General features: G+C 71.4%; 12 protein-coding genes and 1 pseudogene. 9 read left to right on the top strand and 4 right to left on the bottom strand.

Annotation, left to right across the window (positions count from 1 at the left end; all coding sequences use genetic code 11):
• Positions 1 to 33: 33 nt before the first annotated feature.
• Entirely contained in the window at positions 34 to 1,611 is a 1,578-nt protein-coding gene (locus ACZ4Z5_RS32220) for an NADH-ubiquinone oxidoreductase-F iron-sulfur binding region domain-containing protein (RefSeq protein WP_468269628.1), read from the bottom strand.
• Positions 1,608 to 3,179, bottom strand: a complete 1,572-nt coding sequence (locus ACZ4Z5_RS32215; RefSeq protein ID WP_468269626.1) for a hypothetical protein — start codon at positions 3,177 to 3,179, stop codon at positions 1,608 to 1,610. Before ACZ4Z5_RS32215 ends, ACZ4Z5_RS32220 begins: the two co-directional genes overlap by 4 nt.
• 480 nt (positions 3,180 to 3,659) lie before the next feature.
• Between ACZ4Z5_RS32215 and leuS the strand changes: the two genes are divergently transcribed.
• The 6 genes and pseudogenes from leuS to ACZ4Z5_RS32185 all read left to right on the top strand — a co-directional run.
• On the top strand, positions 3,660 to 6,554 hold the full coding sequence (leuS, locus tag ACZ4Z5_RS32210) for a leucine--tRNA ligase (protein WP_468269624.1): 2,895 nt from the start codon (positions 3,660 to 3,662) through the stop codon (positions 6,552 to 6,554).
• Positions 6,555 to 6,874: 320 nt separating this feature from the next.
• Complete coding sequence (locus ACZ4Z5_RS32205) at positions 6,875 to 8,740, top strand: hypothetical protein (protein ID WP_468269622.1); 1,866 nt, start codon at positions 6,875 to 6,877, stop codon at positions 8,738 to 8,740.
• Positions 8,741 to 9,066: 326 nt separating this feature from the next.
• Positions 9,067 to 9,837 (top strand): hypothetical protein, encoded by a 771-nt coding sequence (locus ACZ4Z5_RS32200; RefSeq protein WP_468269620.1) that lies wholly within the window; start codon positions 9,067 to 9,069, stop codon positions 9,835 to 9,837.
• A gap of 449 nt (positions 9,838 to 10,286) precedes the next feature.
• Positions 10,287 to 11,132, top strand: a complete 846-nt coding sequence (locus tag ACZ4Z5_RS32195; protein ID WP_468269618.1) for a DegV family protein — start codon at positions 10,287 to 10,289, stop codon at positions 11,130 to 11,132.
• 1,127 nt (positions 11,133 to 12,259) lie between these two features.
• Positions 12,260 to 12,859, top strand: a complete 600-nt coding sequence (locus ACZ4Z5_RS32190; protein WP_468269616.1) for a ComEA family DNA-binding protein — start codon at positions 12,260 to 12,262, stop codon at positions 12,857 to 12,859.
• A 425-nt stretch (positions 12,860 to 13,284) separates the two neighbouring features.
• Positions 13,285 to 15,846 (top strand): annotated as a pseudogene (locus ACZ4Z5_RS32185) (ComEC/Rec2 family competence protein); the annotation flags it as partial.
• 79 nt (positions 15,847 to 15,925) lie between these two features.
• Here the strand turns inward: ACZ4Z5_RS32185 and ACZ4Z5_RS32180 are convergent.
• Positions 15,926 to 16,153 carry a hypothetical protein gene (locus tag ACZ4Z5_RS32180; protein WP_468269658.1) on the bottom strand — a complete coding sequence of 76 codons (228 nt, stop codon included), beginning with the start codon at positions 16,151 to 16,153 and terminating at the stop codon, positions 15,926 to 15,928.
• Positions 16,154 to 16,215: 62 nt separating this feature from the next.
• Between ACZ4Z5_RS32180 and holA the strand changes: the two genes are divergently transcribed.
• Entirely contained in the window at positions 16,216 to 17,214 is a 999-nt protein-coding gene (gene holA / locus ACZ4Z5_RS32175) for a DNA polymerase III subunit delta (RefSeq protein ID WP_468269656.1), read from the top strand.
• A gap of 501 nt (positions 17,215 to 17,715) precedes the next feature.
• Here holA and rpsT read toward each other — a convergent pair.
• The gene (rpsT, locus tag ACZ4Z5_RS32170) at positions 17,716 to 17,982 is read right to left on the bottom strand and encodes a 30S ribosomal protein S20 (protein WP_468269614.1); all 267 of its coding nucleotides are present in this window, start codon (positions 17,980 to 17,982) and stop codon (positions 17,716 to 17,718) included.
• A gap of 220 nt (positions 17,983 to 18,202) precedes the next feature.
• On the opposite strand from rpsT, the gene lepA reads away from it, so the two are divergent.
• Together lepA and ACZ4Z5_RS32160 are read left to right on the top strand one after the other, a co-directional pair.
• The gene (gene lepA, locus ACZ4Z5_RS32165; protein WP_468269612.1) at positions 18,203 to 20,071 is read left to right on the top strand and encodes a translation elongation factor 4; all 1,869 of its coding nucleotides are present in this window, start codon (positions 18,203 to 18,205) and stop codon (positions 20,069 to 20,071) included.
• A 219-nt stretch (positions 20,072 to 20,290) separates the two neighbouring features.
• Positions 20,291 to 22,180, top strand: a complete 1,890-nt coding sequence (locus tag ACZ4Z5_RS32160) for an AMP-dependent synthetase/ligase (protein WP_468269610.1) — start codon at positions 20,291 to 20,293, stop codon at positions 22,178 to 22,180.
• Positions 22,181 to 22,305: the final 125 nt, after the last annotated feature.

The raw sequence follows: 22,305 nt of genomic DNA, 5'->3' as shown, positions 1-22,305 counted from the left end.
CCATCCGGATCGGATGCCCCGCTTCTTCGTCTGTCAACCCCGGCCGCTGCCCAGGGCCTTGCGGTTGGCGGGCGGCAGCGAGGGACGCTGTGCCGGCGCGGCTTCGAGGCGCAGGGCCAGTTCCGGGCAGCGCCGCACCGCGCGCTGGGCGTTAGCCTCCAGGTGCTGGGGCACCAGCGCCTCCGCGGGGGACGGGTAGCCGTCGGGGCGCATCCGGAACAGCTCGGGAAGGATGTCGGCGCACAGGCCGTGGCCGCGGCACAGGGTCCAGTCGATCGCGGCCTTCTGGCCGCTGGGCACGCCCTCCTCCTCGTATCCGGGGCCGGGGAGCGGCAGGACGCCCTTCGTGTCGCGTCCGCAGCCACCGCTCAGCACATGGGCTGCCAGGTCGTCCGTGAAGGCCGACAGGGTCGACTGGAAGAAGCGGGCGGAGCCGTCCGGGTGCTTGCAGGCGCCACGGCCCTTTACCGCCTGCGTCACCTCGCGCAGAGCCTCCAGGGAGGAGGGACCGCCGCCGTTCAGGACGTCCGCCAGCCCGCTGGCCGCGGCGGGAAGGCCGATCTTGCAGGGGCCGCACTGGCCCGCCGTCTCGGCGGCCAGCCAGTTCGCCACGCGCAGGGACTCGCCCAGCGGGCAGGTCTCGGGTCCGATCGGGAGGATCGCGCCAGCCCCGAGGGCGCCGCCCAGCGAGGAGAACGACGCCTTGGAGATCACCGCTTCGTTGACGGAATCCGCGTCCATCCAGTTGCCGTGGTAGCCACCGGTCAGCACCCCCTGCGGCACCGGCGGGGCGCCGGCCATCTGCAGCACGAAGCGCAGTGGCACGCCCGTCGGTACCTCCACGACCATCGGGCGTGCCACGTCGCCCGAGATCGTGAGCATGACGGTGCCGGGTTCGGTGTGGAGCCCGGTGCTGCCGTAACGGCGGGCACCGACGCGAGCACCCACGGCGAGCTGCGCGAACGTTTCGGCGTTCGACAGCAGCGTCGGCGCGCCGCCCACGCCGGAATCGGAGGCGCGTTCACGGCGGCCCGGCGGGACGGCCGGGCCTCCGCTGGCGGCCCGGATGACCGAGGAGGCCTCACCGGACACCATGCGCTCCGGTGTGCGCACCACGCGGGCGTGCAGGGCCGAGCCGCGCCGCGGGGGCTTGTCGGGGATCCCGCGTTCGGCGAGCGCCGCCCTGATCGACGCCTCGGTCGAGTCACGGGTCACCGCGATGATCAGTGTGCGGGCGCCCAGGGCCTCGGCGGCCAGCAGGGCGCCGTCGAGTATGAGGTGCGGTGCGCGGTTGAGCATCACCGTGTCCTTGCGGCACGGGGGCTCGCCCTCACTGCCGTTCACCACGACGACGGGCCGTACGCCCCGCCGGATGGCGGACTTGGCGACCGCCCGCAGCTTCTTGGCGAAGGGGAAGCCGGCACCACCGCGCCCGGTCAGGGACATCTCCTCGGCGAGCTTGGCGAGGGACTCGCCGTTCAGCGGTTCGAGGGGACCGTGGACCTTCAGGTGCATGGCGAGGTCGAGGCGCTCGACCAGGTCGAAGCCGGCCGTCAGCTGGGGGAGGCCGACGACACGGACTTCGGGGACATCGGGGAGGGGGGTGTTCACGGTCGTTCTCCTGCAGGTGCGTTCCAGGGTTCCCCGGCGGGGGGCTGGTAGAGCTGGCCGGGGGAGGAGTCGGGCTCGTAGCCGCCGTTCGAGAACCCGGTGGTGTCGTACGCACCGTTCGGGAAGCCCGTCGCGGTCGTGTCGTACGAGCCCGCCGGGTACCCGGTCGTGTCGTACGAGCCGGCCGGGAAGCCGGTGGTGTCGTACGAGCCCGTCGGGTACCCGGTCGTGTCGTACGTGCCTGTCGGGAAGCCGGTGGTGTCGTTGGAACCGGCCGGGAACCCGGTGCCGGTGTCGAAGGCGCCGGTGGGACCGCCGGCGGCGCTGTCGTACGACGGGTCGGCCGGGTAGGCGGAGGGGGCCGCCTCGGCGGGCGGCGGCGGGGACGGGGTGGGCCACTGGCCGGTGCCGGTACCCAGCGGGTCGTCGTTCACGACCGGCAGTTCCTCCGTCATGAGGACGCGCTCCGCGAGCGGGATGCCGGCGGAGGTGGAGGCCCGGGTGCCGCCGTACTCGGACGCGGAGGGATCGGCGGCCGGGGATCCCGGGAAGGTGTCCATCTGCACGGTCGGTTCGCCGGCCAGGGACACGGCGCGGTAAGCGGCCGCCATTCCGGCGCCGGCTCCGGACGCGAAGTCCGAGGATCCGCCCGGGAGCGACGCAGTCGCCGTCGAGGCGGTGATGCCCTGGGGGCGGTTCGCACCGAGGCTGGAGGCCCGTGCCGTGGTCGCGTCGTAGAGCGGCGGGGCCGGAGGGGTGAATCCGCGTCCGCGCGGTGCCTGCTCGGCCGTGACGCCCGGCAAGGGGCCGGTCCGGCGGGAATCCTCCGCTTCGGGCTGCTTGCCGGCGGCCGTGCCCGGGTCGGCAGCGCTCCGGCCGAGCAGCTCGGTGACGCGGTCGGCGAGGAGCCGCTTCCGGGCCTGCGGCAGCAGCCGCAGCGACAGGATGCCGATGACGCCGGCCAGCGACATGCAGTACATGGTGGTCACCCAGGCGGCCGCGGGGCGTCCGGCGAACAGACCGTGCACCAGGGCGAACATCCACGCCGGGTAGGCCAGCATGTGCAGTGCCCGCCAGCGGGCCGCGACCGTGCTCGGCGTGGCGAAGGAGCTGCGCAGGGCGCCCGTCGTGGCCGCAACGACCATGAGCAAGCCGGCCAGGGAGCCGAAGCCGATGAGGCCGGACGTGCCGCTCACCCCGAGGCCGAAGGGGATCAGGGCTCCGATCAGTGCCACGTGGTCGAGTGAGACCTTGACCGTGATGTGCAGCAACAGGAAGCCCAGCGAGGCTACGGCGGTCGCCCGGTGCACGGCCTGGGCGAGCAGCCGGTGGCGCGGCCTGAACAACAGCCGGTCGGTGGCCAGCAGGCCCCAGCCGACGGCCGAGGTCAGGGAAACCAACGACAGTACGCCGGCGCCGAAGTCGAGCAGGGCGCGGAACGAGTCGCCGCCGACGACGGCGATCACAGGGAGGATCACCAGTGCGGCAGCGGTCACTCCGCCCTGAACGGCCTTGGGGATCGGGCGGTTCAGAGCGGGTGAACTACGGATCTTGCGATTAGGGGTCATGGGGTCGACTCCGAATGGTTCGGCAAAGCGGTCCCGATCCGCATGCTAGGTCGACCCAACCGGTCGGTACGCCGTTTGGCTGTTTATCGCATGGACTTACGGGAAACTGACTTTGGGGTTGCCCTGGATAGGGGTGATACGCCGAGTAACCCGAGCGGTCCCGCGCAGCATGTGGCAGGGTTCGATCAGTCGCGTTCAGGTCGCCCCCTTGGTCCAGACCTGCAGCAAGGGTGGTGGGTGTCGCCGGACATGTCCGTCCTGCGGATGTTCAATGCGTCGCGATGGGGCGCTGCGGTACCCTGACGCCATGCGTGCCGTACGCCTTCTGCTTAGCGAGCCGCGCTGATCAGTCCCGACCGATGAGAGATCGCGTCGGAATCGGCGCGGCGTCCCCTCCTGTGTGAGGGGTCCTTTTGTTTGCGGGCACAGCTCGTTTCCGTAATTCGCCGGCAGAGACGATCGATGGAGCTTCAGAGGATCATGAGCGAAACGAATACCTCCCCCGCGGCCTCCGGCGCGGGAGGTGCCCCCGCCGAGGTGGCCGCGCCGCACCGCTACACGGCTGCGACGGCCGCCGAGATCGAGGGACGCTGGCAGGACTTCTGGGACGCCGAGGGCACGTACGCGGCACCGAACCCGGCCGGTGACCTGGCGGGCGACCCAGTGGCGGTCGCCCGCCCCAAGAAGTTCGTCATGGACATGTTCCCGTATCCGTCCGGTGCGGGCCTGCACGTGGGCCACCCCCTGGGCTACATCGCCACCGACGTGTACGCGCGCCACCAGCGGATGACCGGACACAACGTCCTGCACACGCTGGGATTCGACGCCTTCGGCCTGCCCGCCGAGCAGTACGCAGTGCAGACCGGTACGCACCCGCGGGTTTCGACCGAGGCCAACATGGAGAACATGAAGGCCCAGCTGCGCCGACTGGGTCTGGGCCACGACAAGCGCCGCTCGTTCGCCACCATCGACCCGGACTACTACAAGTGGACGCAGTGGATCTTCGTCCAGATCTTCAACTCCTGGTACGACGACGAGGCGAAGAAGGCTCGCCCGATCGCCGACCTGGTGGCGCAGTTCGAGAGCGGGGAGCGCGCGACGCCGGACGGGCGCCCCTGGGGTGACCTGAGCGCCGCCGAACGCGACGCCGTCCTGGGCGATTACCGCCTGGCGTACGCCTCCGACTCCCCCGTCAACTGGTGCCCCGGCCTGGGCACCGTGCTGGCCAACGAGGAAGTCACCGCCGACGGCCGTTCGGAGCGCGGCAACTTCCCTGTCTTCAAGGCCAAGCTGCGCCAGTGGAACATGCGCATCACCGCGTACGCCGACCGTCTGCTGGAGGACCTGGACGCCCTGGACTGGCCCGAGGCGATCAAGCTGCAGCAGCGCAACTGGATCGGCCGCAGCGAGGGCGCCCGCGTCAACTTCTCGGTCGACGGCCATGACGGCGCACGGATCACGGTGTTCACCACCCGCCCCGACACGCTGTTCGGCGCCACGTACATGGTCCTGGCCCCGGAGCACGGCCTGATCGACTCGATCCTGCCGGCCGAGTGGCCGCAGGGGATCGCACAGGACGTCAGGGAACGGTGGACCGCGGGCGCCGCCACCCCGGCCGAGGCCGTCGCCGAGTACCGCAAGCAGGCGCAGACCAAGAGCGACGTCGAGCGCCAGACCGAACACAAGGACAAGACCGGGGTCTTCACCGGCGCCTACGCCCTGAACCCGGTCACCGGCGCCCGGATCCCCGTCTTCGTCGCCGACTACGTCCTGATGGGCTACGGCACCGGCGCCATCATGGCCGTCCCGGGCCAGGACGAGCGCGACTGGGAGTTCGCCGAGGCCTTCGAACTGCCCATCATCCGCACCGTGCAGCCGCCGGAGGGCTGGGAGGGCGAGGCGTTCACCGGTCAGGGACCGGCGGTCAACTCGTCCAACGACGCTATCTCGCTGGACGGCCTGGGTGTCGCCGAGGCCAAGGCGAAGATCACCGAATGGCTGGTCTCCGAGGGCATCGGCGAGGCGACCGTCAACTTCCGCCTGCGCGACTGGCTGTTCAGCCGCCAGCGCTACTGGGGCGAGCCCTTCCCGATCGTCTACGACGAGGACGGTGTCGCCCACGCCCTGCCCGAGTCGATGCTGCCGCTGGAGCTGCCGGAGGTCGAGGACTACTCGCCGCGCACCTTCGACCCGGACGACGCCGACTCCCAGCCGGAGACCCCGCTGTCCCGCAACGAGGACTGGGTCGACGTCGAACTGGACCTGGGCGACGGCCCGAAGCGCTACCGTCGCGAGACCAACACCATGCCCAACTGGGCAGGCTCCTGCTGGTACGAACTGCGGTATCTGGACCCGCACAACGACCAGCAGCTGGTCGCACCCGAGATCGAGCGCTACTGGATGGGCCCGCGGGACGGCATGCCCACCGGCGGCGTCGACCTGTACGTCGGCGGTGCCGAGCACGCCGTGCTGCACCTGCTGTACGCCCGCTTCTGGTCGAAGATGCTCTTCGACCTGGGACACGTCTCCTCGGCCGAGCCGTTCCACAAGCTGTTCAACCAGGGCATGATCCAGGCCTACGTCTACCGCGACGCCCGCGGCTTCCCGGTGCCCGCCGCCGAGGTCGAGGAGCGCGACGGGAAGTTCTTCTTCGACGGCGAGCCCGTCAAGCGGGAACTGGGCAAGATGGGCAAGTCCCTGAAGAACGCCGTCACTCCGGACGAGATCTGCGAGGAGTACGGCGCGGACACGCTGCGCCTGTACGAGATGGCCATGGGCCCCCTGGATGTCTCCCGTCCGTGGGACACCCGCGCGGTCGTCGGCCAGTACCGGCTGCTGCAGCGCCTGTGGCGGAACATCGTCGACGAGACGACGGGCGAGGTCACCGTCGAGGACGGCGAGCCCGAAGAGGCGACGCTGCGCGCCCTGCACAAGGCCATCGACGGAGTCGGCCAGGACATGGCCGCGATGCGCTTCAACACGGCCATCGCCAAGATCACCGAGCTGAACAACCACCTGACCAAGGCGCACGGGCTGCTGAGCCGGTCGGTCGCCGAGCGCCTGGTGCTGCTGATCGCCCCGCTGGCGCCGCACATCGCCGAGGAGCTGTGGCACAGGCTGGGCCACACCGAATCGGTCGTCCACCAGGACTTCCCGGTCGCCGACCCGGCGTACGTGGTCGACGAGACCGTGACCTGCGTCGTGCAGATCAAGGGCAAGATCAAGGCACGTCTGGAGGTCCCGCCCACCATCTCCGACGAGGAGCTGGAGAAGGTGGCACTGGCCGACCCGGCGGTCGTCGCAGCCCTGGCCGGAGCGGGCGTCCGCAAGGTCATCGCGCGCGCGCCGAAGCTGGTGAACATCGTTCCGGCCTAGTCCGGAGACGTCCCGGCCGGCCCTGTCCGGCCGGGACGCATGCACGGGGATGTCCCCTGACCTCGCTGGTCACGACCTTCGAATCGGTGCGGGTGCCGGCCCCGTCCCAGCCGCCGTCGGCCGCATCGGCCGCATCGGCCGCATCGGCCGCATCGGCCGCATCGGCCGCATCGGCCGCATCGGCCGCATCGGCCAATGCGGGCACGGCGGCCGCGACGCCCGACGGCGGCCTCGACGAGTTGTCCCCCGGTGCCGTCGGCTGCCTTGTCAGCGGTGATCGATATGGTCGGGCGCACCTGATCGGATGAGGAGCGCGGACCATGAGACCTCCAGCGGGACTGGACGACGTCCAGTGGCACGCCCTTACCCATGCCTATGGCTCCGCCGAGGACGTGCCCGAGCTGATCAGGGCGCTCTATCAGGGCGACGAGGAGACGGCCGACGAGGCGGTCTACGAGCTCTACGGCAACATCCACCACCAGGGCACGGTGTACCCGGCCTCGGCGCCCGCCGTCCCCTTCCTCGCCCATGCCGTCCGGCACGCCCCGGGCATGCGCGAGGAGCTGCTGATGCTGCTCGCCGTCCTCGCCGACCACGACCCGGCGGACGTCGACTCGCCGCACTGGCCCGGCAGTTCGGTCGCCGCTGTCTGCGCCGAGCTCTGCCGGGTGCTCCCGGACCTGCTGCCCTGCCTCGGGGACGCTGAACGGGGGGTGCGCCGGGCAGCGCTCCGGGTGGTCGCAGCCGTGGCCGAGCTGCTCCCGACCGGGCTGCGGGCCTCCGTCGTGGCACAGCTCGACAGGCTGTACTCCACCGATCCCGTCCCGGCGGTACGGGCGGACACGGTGATCGCACTGGCCCGGTTCGGCCGGGAGACGGCGGCCCTCGACAGCCCGCTGCCCGAGGTCAGGCTGGCGGCTGCCGTGCTGGGCGCCGAGCGGTCCGGGCCGCCGTACCCGGCCGGGCTCGTGGAGGTCATCGCCGAGGACGGCGCCGAACTCGACCCGGGAGACGACGACTTCCCTTGGTCGGACACCACCACCCAGGAGCAGCGGCTCACTCGCCTGCTCACCCGCGATCCGGACGCCGGCCTCACCGTCGCCGCCCGCTGGATCGAGGCCGGGGACGACGGCTGGCGCGGTTCATGGCTGGCCCAGGAGATCGCCGCGACCTGGCGCGACCGGGAGCCCGAGGTCCTGGACCTGTTGCTGGCCGCCCTGCCCCACCAGAGGGACGCCTCCGCTCTCGTCGGCCGCCTCCGCGCCATCGGCCACTGGATCGAGTACCTGCCCCAGCCGGGCGCCGGCCTCCGGGACGCGCTGCACCGGTACGCAGGCGGCGACGACGAGACCGCGGAGCCGGCGCTCCTGGCCCTGGTTCGCTCCCGCGACCCCCGCGCCCTGGAGCTGGTGCTGCGCCGCCCCCGAGCCCAGATGCTCGAAGAGGCGGCGCGGTGGTTCCCCGAGGCGGCCAGCCGACTGATACCCGTGATCCGCCGTGAACTGGCGTCAGGCGCCACCGGAAACGCAGGGATCGCCCTCGTCGAGGCCCTGGCACCGTTCGGTGCCGCCGCCCGCCAGGCCCAGCCCGAACTGGTCGACTGCCTCAGGACCGACCGCGCGGCCATCGTCGCCGCCCGTCGGCTCGGGCTCAATGGCATGCGGACGCAGGAGACCACCGACCTGCTGCGCAACGCCGCGCAGAGCACCGACCCCTCGCTGAGTACCGCGGCAGCCGTGGCCCACTATCAGCTGACCGGCAACGCCGATGCGGCGCTCGGTGCCTTCGCGGGGCTGCTCTCGGCCCGGGACCAGACCCACTGGTACTTGAGCGGCCTGCAGCCGCTGGGCGGGGCGGCCGCTCCGCTGCTGCCGTTCATCGAGCCGCTGCTGGAGGCGGAGGCCGAGTGGACTCGTATGGCGGCCGCGGAGGCCCACCACTGGATCACGGGATCCCCCGACCGCGCCGTTCCCGTGCTCGCCGAGCTGGTCGGCCCCACCCCGGTCGGCCTCCGTGCCCTCAAGGCCCTCGCCGCCACCGGCCAGGTCCCGCAGGAACTCCGCCCCGCCCTCCGCTCCTTCGCCTCCTCCGCGCTCCGCCTGCTCAATGACTCCCCCTTCTCCGGACAGGACCATTCGGACGAACAACTCCGCACCCTGGCCAGGACGTTGCTCGCTTCCGGCTAGCAGCAGGCGCCGGTTGCCGCCACTCGGTGACCTCAGTCGCGCGAGACCACGTAGCAGGTGGCCCTCCGCTGCCCTTCACACAGGAAATGCATACGCTTGTTCCTGCTCGTAATGCCCCTTACGGGGGTGGGTAGGGCAGCGTCACAGTGCGGCTGTCAAAGCCCTGGAGTCCGCTGGAACCCCCGACATGCCTCTGTGCGTTTACGGTGAGAGCAGACAGACGTGTGGAATGACATTCGGCAGACGGATGTCTGGGGACCACCAGACGGAAGTCTGGCAAGACCTGAAGAAGCCGCCATCGGCCGACTGCGAGGGGACGTACGTTCATGCAAGCCGCGATCCTGATCCTGACGCTGCTGTTCATGGCGTTCGTGGCCCTCGGCGTCTACGCCACCGTGAAGGCGGTCGGCGCGGCCAAGAGGGGCGTGGACCGCACGATCGCGCAGGCGCGGCGCACCGTGGAGGACACGACGCTGCGCGCGAGAAGCATCGGACAGCAGGGCGTGGCAGGTGAGCTGGCACAGCTGCGGCTGTCGTTGCGGACCTCGATGCGGGCCACCCAGGAGGCGCTCGAGTCGGGAGCGGTCGAGGACGCCTCGCTGAAGGAATCACTGGGCCTGTTCCAGCGGCTCAGCGCGCACGGACACGAGCTCGACGGTGAACTGCGACGCCTGGAGCGCGATCCCGACCGTGCCAGCGTGGCCGAGCGCCTGCCCCAGTTGCGCGAGCGCATGGAGCAGATCACGAGCGCTGCGGACGCCCTGCGGTGGGCGGCGCGAGACCGGGCCCGTCAGTTCGCGGCCGACGACCTCAGCACGCTGAGTGCCCAGATCGACGTGGAAACGGGCGCGCTCCGCGACTGGTCGCGGTCGCCGCTGGACGAGCCGTGGGACGAGCCCACCCCGGGACGTGACGCCGCCGCATCCCCCGAAGCCCGTTCCGCTTCCGAGGCTCCTCCGCAGTCGTCGGCGTCCCCGGATCCCGCCGCGTCCCCGGGCGGAGCGGAGCCGCCCCAGGCGATCGCACCTCCGGATCCGCGGCTGACGAACTTCCCGTGGGAGAAGGCGCACCGGCCGAGGCCCGAGACGACGACCTGAAGGCACGGAGGTCCGGGCGGCCGGGAGGGTCTTGGCCGCTCGCGGCCTCCTGGCTGCCGGAAGGGGAACGGCGTCGATCGGAGTCCTGGCCGCCGGAAGGGGAGCGGACTCCTGGTTGCCTTGCGGGGCCCGGGAGGGCCGGTCGCCCTGGCGGCTCCCCGCCGACGTACGGGACGGTGGGTGGGACGCGGCCGTCTTCCCGGTGATCGCGGCGGGCGCCTGGACCAGTGCGGAGGACAACCCCTCTCCGACGTTCTCCGACCTTCCCAGAGCCCCGTCCACGGCCGGTCCGTAGATCGCACTGATACGTCACAAACCGTGTGGCCGGCCCGTCGGCACGCCGTGAGGACGACCCGACGGCTCGGAGCCCGGCCGCAAGGCCGAGTCCGGGCCGATCGTCCGACCGGCCGGGCTGCCGGAGAGCGCTCGCTGCGGGTAACCTCCCGCTCATGTCCCGCCATGTCGCTATCGTCACTGATTCAACGGCCTACCTGCCCCCGCAGACGATGGAGCGGCATCACATCACCTCGGTACCCCTGACCGTGGTACTCGGAGACGAGGCGCTGGAGGAGGGTACCGAGATCTCCGCCCGCTCCTTGGCGCTCGCCCTGCAGAAGCGGCGGCCCGTGACCACCTCGCGGCCCAGCCCCGAGGTCTTCGCGGAGACGTACCGGAGGGTGGCGGGGGCCGGAGCCACCGGGATCGTCTCCCTGCACCTCTCGTCCGAGCTGTCCGGCACCTTCGACGCGGCAGTGGTCGCCGCACGCGACGCGCCCGTGCCGGTGCGCGTCGTCGACACCGGCATGATCGCCATGGCCCTGGGCTTCTCAGCCCTCGCGTCGGCCGAGGTCGCGGACGCGGGCGGCACACTCGACGAGGCCGTGGCAGCTGCGGAGAAGCGTTCCGAGAGCACCTCCGCGTTCTTCTACGTCGACACCCTCGACTACCTGCGCCGGGGCGGCCGGATCGGCGCGGCACAGGCTCTGCTGGGTTCGGCGCTCGCGGTGAAGCCTCTCCTCCAGCTGGTGGGCGGCCGCATCGAGCCGCTGGAGAAGGTGCGTACGGCATCCAAGGCGATCGCCCGCCTCGAGGAGATCGTGGCCGAACGGGCCGGCGCCGGGCCCGTCGACATTGCGGTGCACCACCTTGCCGCGCCCGAGCGTGCCGACCGTCTCGCGGAACGGCTGCGGGAACGCGTCCCCGGGCTCGCCGACCTCCACGTCAGCGAGGTGGGCGCGGTGATCGGCGCGCACACCGGACCAGGGCTGCTCGGCGTGGTCATCGCGCCGCGCTGACCGACGCAACACTCCTGAGGGTGACGCGGTTTTCCACAACGAACCGGTTTTCCACCGGAATCGGCGCCGGCCGACGCGGGGCGGAGCAAGTCCCTAACGTCTCGTGCATGACTTTTCGCTCACGCACAGTGACAAGTGGTCCTGGACGGGGTCCTTGCTCGGACAGCCGCGTACGACACGGGCACGGGCGTCGCCGCCGACGCCCTGGCCCCGAGAGCGATCCGCACGCGCTCCGGAGACGAGCCGAGGCACTCTTCCCCGCGGGCGGGACCGTAGCGCCGCCCGCAGCCGCCGGGCCGGAAGCGACCGGGTCCGCCGTACCCGCTCCGCACCGACGCGCCTTGGTGGTGGTGCCTGTTGTCGGTCCGTCACTCGCCAGGGCCCTGCCCGCGGACGGGCCGACGGCGACGATGACGACGGCGGCGAGGACAGCGACGGCGTCTGCCTTACGGGGCGGCCGGCGCGATGAGCCGAGAGGACCGGACTCTCGGCGCGACCTGGTCCGTCATGACAGCCCGGGCGGTCGGAATGGCCGGGACCGGCCGACGGAGCCGGACGGGCACACCGGGCCGAGGGGGCAGACGAGGCCGGAGGGACAGGCCGGGCTGGACGGGCAGATCAGGCCGAGGGGGCAGACGAGGCCGGAGGGACAGGCCGGGCCGGACGGGCAGATCGGGCCGCACCGGTCTGCTGGACCGGACAGCCGGACGGTGGCGGAGAGGCCCACGGGACCGGACCGGCTGAACGGGTCGGACGTGCCACGACCGGACGCTGTGCGGGAGCCGGACGGATGGCGGGTAGGGGACGGGCCGTCGGCGTCGGACGATCCGCGGGGGCCGGACGGGTTGCGAGAACGGAAGGGCACGAGGGAGCAGCTCGGACTGCAAGAACGCCGGGCGCATGGCGTGCCGCGAGAACAGGAGGAAGCGCGGGAGCCGTACGGTCCGACAGCGCACGCGCTTGACAGGCCGGGCACCCTCGGTGATCCGCCCGAGCCCCTGGAACCGGTCGGGCGAATCGAGAGCATGCGGTTCGGTGTCCGGGAGCGGCTGCCCCTCTGGCTCCGGACGAGATGCTCACCTCCGCCCCGGAGCCTGGCGGCTCTGGCCGTCGTTCTTGTCGCGGGCGTGGGTTTGGCTGTTCAGCACTTCTGGGCGGGCAGCCCCCAGCCGGTACGGGCCCCGGAGGCGGTGAGCCACGCACATGCCGCGACCGTGACACCGTCCGCAGACGTCGAGCCGTCCTCGCAGACGGCCTCGGCCTCGCCGCTCGGGCAGATCGTCGTCGACGTGACCGGCAAGGTGAGACGCCCGGGCATCCATCGTCTGCCCGCCGGAGCGAGGGTCGCCGACGCACTGCGCGCGGCTGGAGGTGCCCGAACGGGGACGGACCTGGCGGCACTCAACCAGGCGCGTCAACTGCTCGACGGCGAGCAGGTTCTCGTGGGAGTGACCGCCCCACCAGGGGCGGGATTCGCGGGCCCGCCGCGTCCCGGCGGCGCCCCGCCCGGAGCGGGAACGGGCGGGACACGGCTCGCACCGGTGAGCCTCAGCACGGCAACGGTCGACCAGTTGGACGCGCTGCCCGGTGTGGGACCGGTGCTGGCGCAGCACATCGTCGACCATCGCACCCAGCACGGCGGTTTCCGATCCGTGGACGAACTCCGCGAGGTGAACGGGATCGGCGACCGGCGGTTCGCCGAACTCCGGCCTTTGGTGACGCCATGACCGTGCCCGCAGCCGACGGCCGCCGCACCGCGGAGCGGCACCTGCCGCCCGGCGACACCCGCACCCGCCCGGAGGCGCCGACGGACCTGCGTCTGGTACTCCCTGCCCTTGCCACCTGGGCGGCGGCCGCCGTTGCCACGGGAGCGCCGGGCGCCTGGAGTTTCGCGACAGTAGTCATCTGTTTCCTCCTGGCGGGAGTGGTGCCGACCACGCGGCTCCTTCACGCCGCCCGAGCGGGCCCTTGCGCCTCACGCTCCGCACGCTCGCCCGTTCCCGCTCCGGCTTGCCTGACCGACCCGGGAGCAGACGTGCCGCCGCAGGGCGCTGTCGGTCCGCCTCCGGCAGCCGAACGAGGAAGAGCGGCAGGCGAGAAGGCCACTGTCAGCGGCCGGGGACCGGCCCGCGTTCCCAAGAGCCGGCTCGGCATGCCCGGTCGTCAGGGCGAAGCGCGCCGACAGGGCGAGCGGGGCCGGCGGGTTGCGCATCGCCGGCCTGGCGTGCATGGCCCGCATCACGTGCAGGGGCGTCACGAACTGCCGGGCTTTCGGGGCCACGCACCGGGCTTTGGGGACGACGCACCGGGCTTTCGGGACGACGCACCGAGTCTTCGGGACGCCGCGCCGGGCCATCACGGCACAGGCCGGGCCCGGCAGAGGGCGGGAGGCGCGGGGATCGCCGTCGCGGTGCTGTTGTGCGCGGCGGCGGGCACGGCCGCCGGCGGGTTGCATGCGGCTGCCGTGCGCCAGGGGCCGGTCGCGGGGCTGGCACGGCACTACGAGCGGGCGACCGCGGAGTTGACCGTCACCTCCGACCCTCGACCGGCAGGCCAGGGAGTGCGGAGGGTGTTCGTCGTCGATGCCGAGATCACCCGCATCGGCCCGCCGGGCGCGCTGTTCCCGCCAGGAGCGGCGCTGTCCTCGCAGGGAATGCGTTCTTTGCCGGGAGCACCGTCCGTTCAGGGAGCACCGTCCGTTCAGGGAAGGCCCTCCCCCGGAGCGAGGGTGGTGAGCGGCGTCCGCACGCCGGTCCTGCTGATCGTCTCGGCCGGAGACGCGACCACCTATTGGCAGCGGCTGTTGCCTTCCACACGGCTGCGCGTCACGACCCGGCTCGGACCGCCGAAAGAGGACGAGCCGCGCATCGCAGCGGTCCTGCGGGTGCGCGCTGACGAGGCACCGGCGGTAATCGGGGAGCCCAGCGCCGTGCAGCAGGTCGCGGGCGTACTGCGGGCAGGGCTGCGGGAGGCCAGTGACGGGCTCACACCCGACGCCCGTGCCCTGCTGCCCGGACTGGTCGTGGGGGACACCTCCCGGATCACGCCCGAGCTGGACGCGGCGTTCAAGGCGACGGACCTCGCGCATGTTCTTGCTGTGTCCGGAAGCAACCTCGCGATTGTCTTGATGCTGCTCGTCGGGCCACCCGGCAGAGCGGGGCGGGCCGAGAGGGGCGGCCTGGCTCCACGGCTGGGGATCCCGCTCCGGGCGACCGCGCTCCTCGGCGGAGCGGTGACCCTGGGGTTCGTCGTGGTCTGCCGCCCGGAGCCCAGTGTGCTGCGGGCGGCCGCCTGTGGCCTGATCACCCTGCTCGCGATCGGTACCGGCCGACGCCGGAGCCTGCTTCCTGCGCTCTCCGCAGCCGTGCTGCTGCTGGTGTTGTACGACCCCTGGCTGGCGCGGAGTTACGGATTCCTGCTGTCCGTGCTGGCCACGGGTGCGCTGCTCACACTGGGGCCGCGCTGGAGCGAGGCCCTGCAGCGACGGGGCGTGCCCGGACGCTGTGCCGAGGCGCTCGCCGCGGCCGCCGCGGCACAGGCTGTGTGCGCGCCCGTGGTCGCGGTTCTCGCCGCGAGGGTCAGTCTCGTCGGTGTGCCGTGCAACCTGTTCGCCGAGATCGCGCTCGCCCCGGCCACGGTGCTGGGTTTCGCCGCGCTGGCGGTGGCACCGGTCGCGATACCGGTGGCGCGGTCGCTCGCGTGGTGCGCGGGATGGCCGGTGGGCTGGATCGCGGGTGTCGCCCGCGCAGGGGCCGCGCTGCCCGGTGCCGAGATCGAATGGCCGGGTGGCTGGCCCGGGGGACTGCTGCTCGCCGTGGTGACCGTGGCGCTGGTTCCCGTCGTCCGCAGGATGGGCCGGCATCCGTGGACGCTCGCTGCGTGCGTGGTGCTTCTTCTGCTCGCCGTCATCAGGCCCGCCCCGCTGACCCGGATCGTCACGGGCTGGCCGCCACCGGGATGGCGTTTCGCGATGTGCGACGTCGGCCAGGGAGACGCGACCGTCCTCACGGCCGGTGACGGTGCCGCCGTGGTGGTCGACGCCGGACCGGAACCAGGTCCCGTGGACCGCTGTCTGCGGACGCTGCGCGTCACCCGTGTGCCGCTGGTCGTCCTCACCCATTTCCACGCCGACCACGTCGGCGGGCTCCTCGGCGTCCTGCGCGGACGGGCGGTCGGCGCCGTCCAGACGACGACCCTCGAAGAGCCCAGGGACCAGGCGGAGTTCGTACGGCGGGCCGCAACGGCCGCCGGGGTGCCCGTGATTCGGGCAGGAGCGGGTGAACGGCGCCGGACCGCCGGACTCGACTGGCAGGTGCTGTGGCCGCCCGGCGCCGGGACCACGTCCCGTGGTTACACCCCGACCGCGCCGAACGACTCCAGCGTCGCCCTGCTCGTCCGGGCGGGCGGACTCACCCTACTGCTCGCCGGAGACCTGGAACCGGCCTCCCAGCGCGCCCTGTTGCGAGCCCACCCGGGGCTGCCGCCCGTCGACGTCCTCAAGGTCGCCCACCACGGCTCGGCACACCAGGACCCGGGCCTGCTCCGTGCGGTACGCCCCCGCCTGGCCCTGATCTCCTGTGGCCGGAACAACCTCTACGGGCATCCCTCACCCGGCACGGTCGCCGCGCTGCGCGGCACGGGAGCCGCAGTGCTGCGCACCGACACGGACGGCTCGGTCGCGGTCACGGGGGAGGGACCGGCGCTGCGCGCGGTGCCCTCGGGGGCGGCACGGGTTGAGCGGGCGGAGAGGGCAATGCCGGCAGGCCCATCGGCGGCGGGGGCGCCCGGCTCGGTCAGGGCTCTTCGCGCCACCCCTCGTACTCCGCGGCGAAGGCGTCGAGGGCCTTGGAGTCCAGCAGCCCTTCCGGGTCCTCCACCACCACCAGCCACTGCGCGTCCTCGGCGTCGTCCTCGCCGGCCAGCGCCTCACGGACGATCTGGGGTTCCTCGGCCACCTCGAAACGGTCGGACAGTTCCTCGGCGAGCTCCTCCGCGGCGTTGCGGTCGGGAAGCACCAATATGTGTCGAGCGTTGTTCACGGGCACATTCTCCGGCACGTTCGGGAGTGTCGGTGCCGCGTGGGATGCTGGACGCGATGGCCACCAGGAAGACCTCCCCCGACGACGTCCTCGCCCCCGTCACGCTCGCGGTGGGTCAGGAGGATCTGCTGCTCGACCGCGCCGTGCGCCGGGTCGTGGAGGCGGCCCGCGCCGCCGACGCCGACACCGACGTCCGCGACCTCGCCTCGGAACAGCTCCAGCCGGGGACACTTGCCGAGCTGACGAGCCCTTCGCTGTTCGCCGAGCGAAAGGTCGTCGTGGTGCGCAACGCCCAGGACCTTTCTGCGGACACGGTCAAGGAGCTCAAGGCGTATTTCGGCTCTCCCGCCGAGGAGATCACCCTGGTGCTGCTGCACGCGGGAGGCGCCAAGGGCAAGGGTCTGCTGGACGCGGCGAGGAAGGCCGGCGCCCGGGAGGTCGCGTGTCCCAAGACGACCAAGCCGGCGGAGCGTCTCCAGTTCGTCCGTTCCGAGTTCCGGGCCTTGGGCCGGTCGGCCACGCCCGAGGCGTGCCAGGCACTGGTCGACGCCATAGGCAGCGATCTGCGGGAGCTCGCGAGCGCCGTGTCGCAGCTCGTGGCGGATGTCGAGGGGACCATCGACGAAGCGGTGGTCGGGAGGTACTACACGGGCCGGGCGGAGGCCTCCAGCTTCACGGTTGCCGACCGTGCTGTGGAGGGGCGTGCAGCGGAGGCGCTGGAGGCGCTGCGCTGGTCGCTGGCGACGGGGGTCGCGCCGGTTCTGATCACCAGCGCGCTCGCGCAGGGTGTCCGGGCCATCGGGAAGCTCTCCTCGGCGCGGGGCGGCCGCCCCGCCGATCTGGCGCGTGAGCTGGGCATGCCCCCGTGGAAGATCGACCGCGTCCGCCAGCAGATGCGGGGCTGGACGCCGGACGGCGTCGCCGTGGCGCTCGCCGCGGTCGCGGAGGCCGACGCCGGTGTGAAGGGCGGCGGGGACGACCCGGAGTACGCACTGGAGAAGGCCGTGGTCGCGATCGCCCGCGCGGCCCGCTCCCGACGCTAGGGCGGCGAACTGGTCACGTCGGCCCCCGAGGGGCCAGGCCGCGCGAAGGGCGATTCGCCCGGACCGCTGCGGGAGCGCGACGAGGCCCCGGTGTCTGCGATGGGCGACTGAACCCCGGCCCGGAGTGCGGCCAAGCCCCGGCGGGCGCGATGGGCGATCGAGCCCCGGCCTGGAGCGTGATGAAGTCCCGGTGTCTGCGACGGGCGACTGAACCCCGGCCCGGAGTGCGGCCAAGCCCCGGCGGGCGCGATGGGCGATCGAGCCCCGGCCTGGAGCGTGACGAGGCTCCGGCGGCCGCGATGGGCGACTGAACCCCCGGTCCGGAGCGCGACGAAGGCCCCGGCCTGCGTTCTGGGGAAGAACGGGGGCCGGGGCCTTCGCGTGAAGCTGGTGGACGCACACCCGCGTGGCGAACGCAGGCCGCGTGTGTGTCCGGGGTGCCGGTCAGGAGCGGATGAGAGGGCCCGCTTGGTCCTTTCCGGCGATCAAATCAAGAGCAGCTCAGCCCTGGAGGGAGGCAACCTTGGCAGCCAGCGCCGACTTCTTGTTGGCGGCGGCGTTCTTGTGGATGACACCCTTGGACACGGCCTTGTCGAGCTTGCGCGAGGCCGCACGGGCAGCCACGGTGGCCTTCTCGACGTCGCCGGTGGCCGCAGCCTCGCGCGCAGCGCGGATCGCGGTCTTGAGCGCGGACTTGACGGCCTTGTTGCGCTGACGCGCCTTCTCGTTCGTCTTGATCCGCTTGATCTGGGACTTGATGTTCGCCACGAAAGAGCCTTTTCAGGTTCAGGTTATTGATCTTCGGTTGGTGTTCCGCAGCTGAGAGGGCACACGAAACACAGCTGCCCAGGCTACCAGCCACTCTCCGACCGGCCCAAACCGAGCGCCGGGCCGCGGGCGTGGGACTATGGAGTCTGCGTATCGATCCGAGATCCGACCAGTGGCGAAGACGTCTCCTTGCGGACGTCTCCAAGAATCAGGACCCTGCGTGCCCGCGACCCCTACCAACGTGCCCGAGCCGAGCCGTACCGACCCGGCGCTGATCCGCAACTTCTGCATCATCGCGCACATCGACCACGGCAAGTCGACTCTCGCCGACCGGATGCTCCAGCTGACCGGTGTGGTCGAGCAGCGGCAGATGCGTGCTCAGTACCTCGACCGCATGGACATCGAGCGTGAGCGCGGCATCACGATCAAGTCCCAGGCAGTCCGGCTGCCCTGGGCGCCCACCACGGGCGAGAACCAGGGCACGACCCACATCCTGAACATGATCGACACCCCGGGCCACGTGGACTTCACCTATGAGGTGTCCCGTTCGCTCGCCGCGTGCGAGGGCACCATCCTTCTGGTGGACGCCGCCCAGGGCATCGAGGCCCAGACCCTCGCCAATCTGTACCTGGCGATGGAGAACGACCTCGCGATCGTCCCGGTGCTCAACAAGATCGACCTTCCGGCCGCCCAGCCCGAGAAGTTCGCGGAGGAGCTGGCGAACCTCGTCGGCTGCGAGCCCGACGACGTCCTGCGCGTCTCGGCGAAGACGGGTCTCGGCGTGGACGTCCTGCTCGACAAGGTCGTGGCGACCGTCCCGGCCCCGGTCGGTGTCAAGGACGCCCCCGCCCGCGCGATGATCTTCGACTCGGTCTACGACTCCTACCGCGGTGTGGTCACGTACGTCCGTGTCGTCGACGGGCAGCTCAACAAGCGCGAGCGCATCAGGATGATGTCCACCGGCGCCACCCACGAGCTGCTGGAGATCGGCACCAACTCCCCGGAGATGCTGCCGGCCGACGGCCTCGGCGTGGGCGAGGTGGGCTACCTGATCACCGGTGTGAAGGACGTCCGCCAGTCCAAGGTCGGTGACACGATCACCTCCCAGAGCAAGGGTGCCGAGACCGCGCTCGGCGGCTACAAGGACCCGAAGCCCATGGTCTTCTCGGGTCTCTATCCGCTGGACGGCTCGGACTACCCGGACCTGCGCGAGGCCCTCGACAAGCTCCAGCTCAACGACGCCGCACTGGTGTACGAGCCGGAGACCTCCGCGGCCCTCGGCTTCGGCTTCCGCGTGGGCTTCCTCGGCCTGCTCCACCTCGACGTGATCCGCGAGCGCCTGGAGCGCGAGTTCGGCCTCGACCTGATCGCCACCGCGCCGAACGTGGTCTACCGCGTGGTCATGGAGGACGGCTCCGAATACACCGTCACCAACCCGAGCGAGTTCCCCGAAGGCAAGATCGCCGAGGTGTACGAGCCGGTCGTGCGGGCCACGGTCCTCGCGCCCACCGAATTCATCGGCGCGATCATGGAGCTGTGCCAGACCCGGCGCGGCACGCTGCTCGGCATGGACTACCTCTCCGAGGACCGTGTCGAGATCCGCTACACGCTGCCGCTGGCCGAGATCGTCTTCGACTTCTTCGACCAGCTGAAGTCCAAGACCCGTGGCTACGCCTCGCTGGACTACGAGCCCACCGGTGAGCAGAGCAGCAGCCTGGTCAAGGTCGACATCCTGCTCCACGGCGACAAGGTGGACGCGTTCTCGGCCATCACCCACAAGGACCAGGCGTACGCCTACGGCGTGCGCCTCGTGGCCAAGCTCAAGGAGCTCATCCCGCGGCAGAGCTTCGAGGTGCCCGTCCAGGCCGCCATCGGCTCCCGGGTCATCGCCCGCGAGACCATCCGCGCCATCCGCAAGGACGTCCTCGCCAAGTGCTACGGCGGTGACATCTCCCGTAAGCGGAAGCTGCTGGAGAAGCAGAAGGAAGGCAAGAAGCGGATGAAGATGGTCGGTAGCGTGGAGGTCCCGCAGGACGCCTTCATCGCCGTACTGTCGAGCGACGACTCCGCCGCCAAGAGCAAGAAGTAGGGCAAAGAACGGGTAAGGGGCGACCGAAAAGCATCGGTCGTCCCACCAGCCCCCGCGGAACGCCGTGGGGGTTCGTTCGTTATAAAGCGGCAGCCCGTAGCCCCTTACGTGGCGGGTGCAGTCGCTCTAACCTGATCCCTGCCCGAAGGTTACTCGCGGGTTAAACATTCTTTGCGAGAACTGTCAGTCGTGCAGCCTGCCGCAGGCCCGGAGGACGTCGTGAGCGATACGCAGACCCTGATCGAGAACCGGCCGCCGTCCGTGGCGCACCTGTTCATCCAGCGGGTGACCGACACCCCCGACGACGAGGCCTACCGGTACCCGGTGCCCGCGGCCGCGGGCCAGGGGCCCGACGACTGGAAGTCGCTCAGCTGGGGGCAGGCCGCGGAACGGGTCTTCGCCATCGCCGCCGGTCTCGTCAGCCTGGGCGTACAGCCCGAGGAACGTGTCGCCCTCGCGTCCGCCACCCGCGTCGAGTGGATCCTCGCCGACCTCGGCGTGATGTGCGCGGGCGCGGCCACCACCACGATCTACCCCAGCACCAACGCCGAGGAGTCGGGCTACATCCTCGCCGACTCCGAGAGCCGCGTGCTGATCGCGGAGGACGCCGCGCAGCTCGCCAAGGCCCGTGAGCGCCGCGCCGAGCTCCCGAACCTCGCCCATGTGGTCGTCATCGACGCCGATGCGGCGCAGTCCGCGGAAGGCGACCCGGAGGGCTGGATCATCTCGCTGGCCGACCTGGAGGCCCGGGGCGCCGCGCACCTCGCCGAGCAGCCCGCCGCCGTCAAGGAGCGCGTCGCCGCGATCACCGGCGAGCAGCTCGCCACCCTCATCTACACCTCCGGTACCACCGGCCGCCCCAAGGGCGTACGCCTGCCGCACGGGAACTGGTCCTACATGGCCAAGGCCATCGCCGCGACCGGCCTGGTCACCAGGGACGACGTCCAGTACCTGTGGCTGCCGCTCGCGCACGTCTTCGGCAAGGTCCTCACCTCGGGCCAGATCGAGGTCGGCCATGTCACCGCCGTCGACGGCCGTGTCGACAAGATCATCGAGAATCTGCCGGTCGTCCAGCCCACCTACATGGCGGCCGTGCCCCGCATCTTCGAGAAGGTCTACAACGGCGTCGCGGCCAAGGCCCGGGCCGGCGGCGGCGCCAAGTACAAGATCTTCCAGTGGGCCGCCGGCGTCGCCCGCGAGTACGCCAAGGCGAGCCAGGACAGCTTCCGCCGCACCGGCACCGCCACCACGCCCTTCGGCCTCGGCGTCAAGCACAAGATCGCCGACGCGCTCGTCTACTCCAAGCTGCGCGAGGCGTTCGGCGGCCGGCTGCGCGCCGCCGTGTCCGGCTCCGCCGCCCTCTCGCCGGAGATCGGCTTCTTCTTCGCCGGCGCCGGCATCCACATCCTGGAGGGCTACGGTCTCACCGAGTCCAGTGCCGCCAGCTTCGTCAACCCCGGCGAGGCCTACCGCACCGGCACCGTGGGCAAGCCGCTGCCCGGCTGCGAGGTCCGCATCGCCGAGGACGGCGAGATCCTGCTGCGCGGCCCCGGCATCATGCAGGGCTACCACGGTCTCCCCGAGAAGACCGCCGAAGTCCTGGAGGCCGACGGCTGGTTCCACACCGGCGACATCGGCGAACTGTCCTCCGACGGCTACCTGCGCATCACCGATCGCAAGAAGGACCTCATCAAGACGTCCGGCGGCAAGTACATCGCCCCGGCCGAGGTCGAGGGCCAGTTCAAGGCCGTCTGTCCGTTCGTCTCCAACATCCTCGTCCACGGCGCCGACCGGAACTTCTGCACGGCCCTCATCGCCCTCGACGAACCGGCCATCCTCGGCTGGGCCGCCGACCACGGCCTGGGCGGCAAGAACTACGCGGAGGTCGTCGCCAGCCCGCAGGTCCAGGAACTCGTCGAGGGCTACGTCAAGCGCCTCAACGAGGGCCTCCAGCGCTGGCAGACCATCAAGAAGTTCCGCCTGCTGCCCCGCGACCTCGATGTCGAGCACGGCGAACTGACGCCCAGTCTGAAGCTGAAGCGCCCGGTCGTCGAGCGCCAGTACAAGGACCTGATCGACGAGATGTACGCGGGCGCCAACGAGTCCTGAGCACACCGGGGAAGGCCCGGGGCGGCACCACTTCCGTTCTAGTGGTCGTCGCAACACCCCAGCTCAAGGGGTGCGATGGACTTCGAGATTCGGAAGGTTCGGACGGCTCAGGGGCCCAGGCGGCT

Source organism: Streptomyces sp. NPDC030222 (genome assembly GCF_055573115.1).
The sequence above is the reverse complement of the archived record's forward strand: the minus strand, read 5'-3'. Positions and strand labels throughout refer to the sequence as shown.

What these genes read in the sequence shown, in the direction of transcription:
- ACZ4Z5_RS32215 (WP_468269626.1), bottom strand. Translation starts at nt 3,179, where the DNA reads ATGACCCCTAATCGCAAGATCCGTAGTTCACCCGCTCTGAACCGCCCG.
- leuS (WP_468269624.1), top strand. Translation starts at nt 3,660, where the DNA reads ATGAGCGAAACGAATACCTCCCCCGCGGCCTCCGGCGCGGGAGGTGCC.
- ACZ4Z5_RS32205 (WP_468269622.1), top strand. Translation starts at nt 6,875, where the DNA reads ATGAGACCTCCAGCGGGACTGGACGACGTCCAGTGGCACGCCCTTACC.
- ACZ4Z5_RS32200 (WP_468269620.1), top strand. Translation starts at nt 9,067, where the DNA reads ATGCAAGCCGCGATCCTGATCCTGACGCTGCTGTTCATGGCGTTCGTG.
- ACZ4Z5_RS32195 (WP_468269618.1), top strand. Translation starts at nt 10,287, where the DNA reads ATGTCCCGCCATGTCGCTATCGTCACTGATTCAACGGCCTACCTGCCC.
- holA (WP_468269656.1), top strand. Translation starts at nt 16,216, where the DNA reads ATGCTGGACGCGATGGCCACCAGGAAGACCTCCCCCGACGACGTCCTC.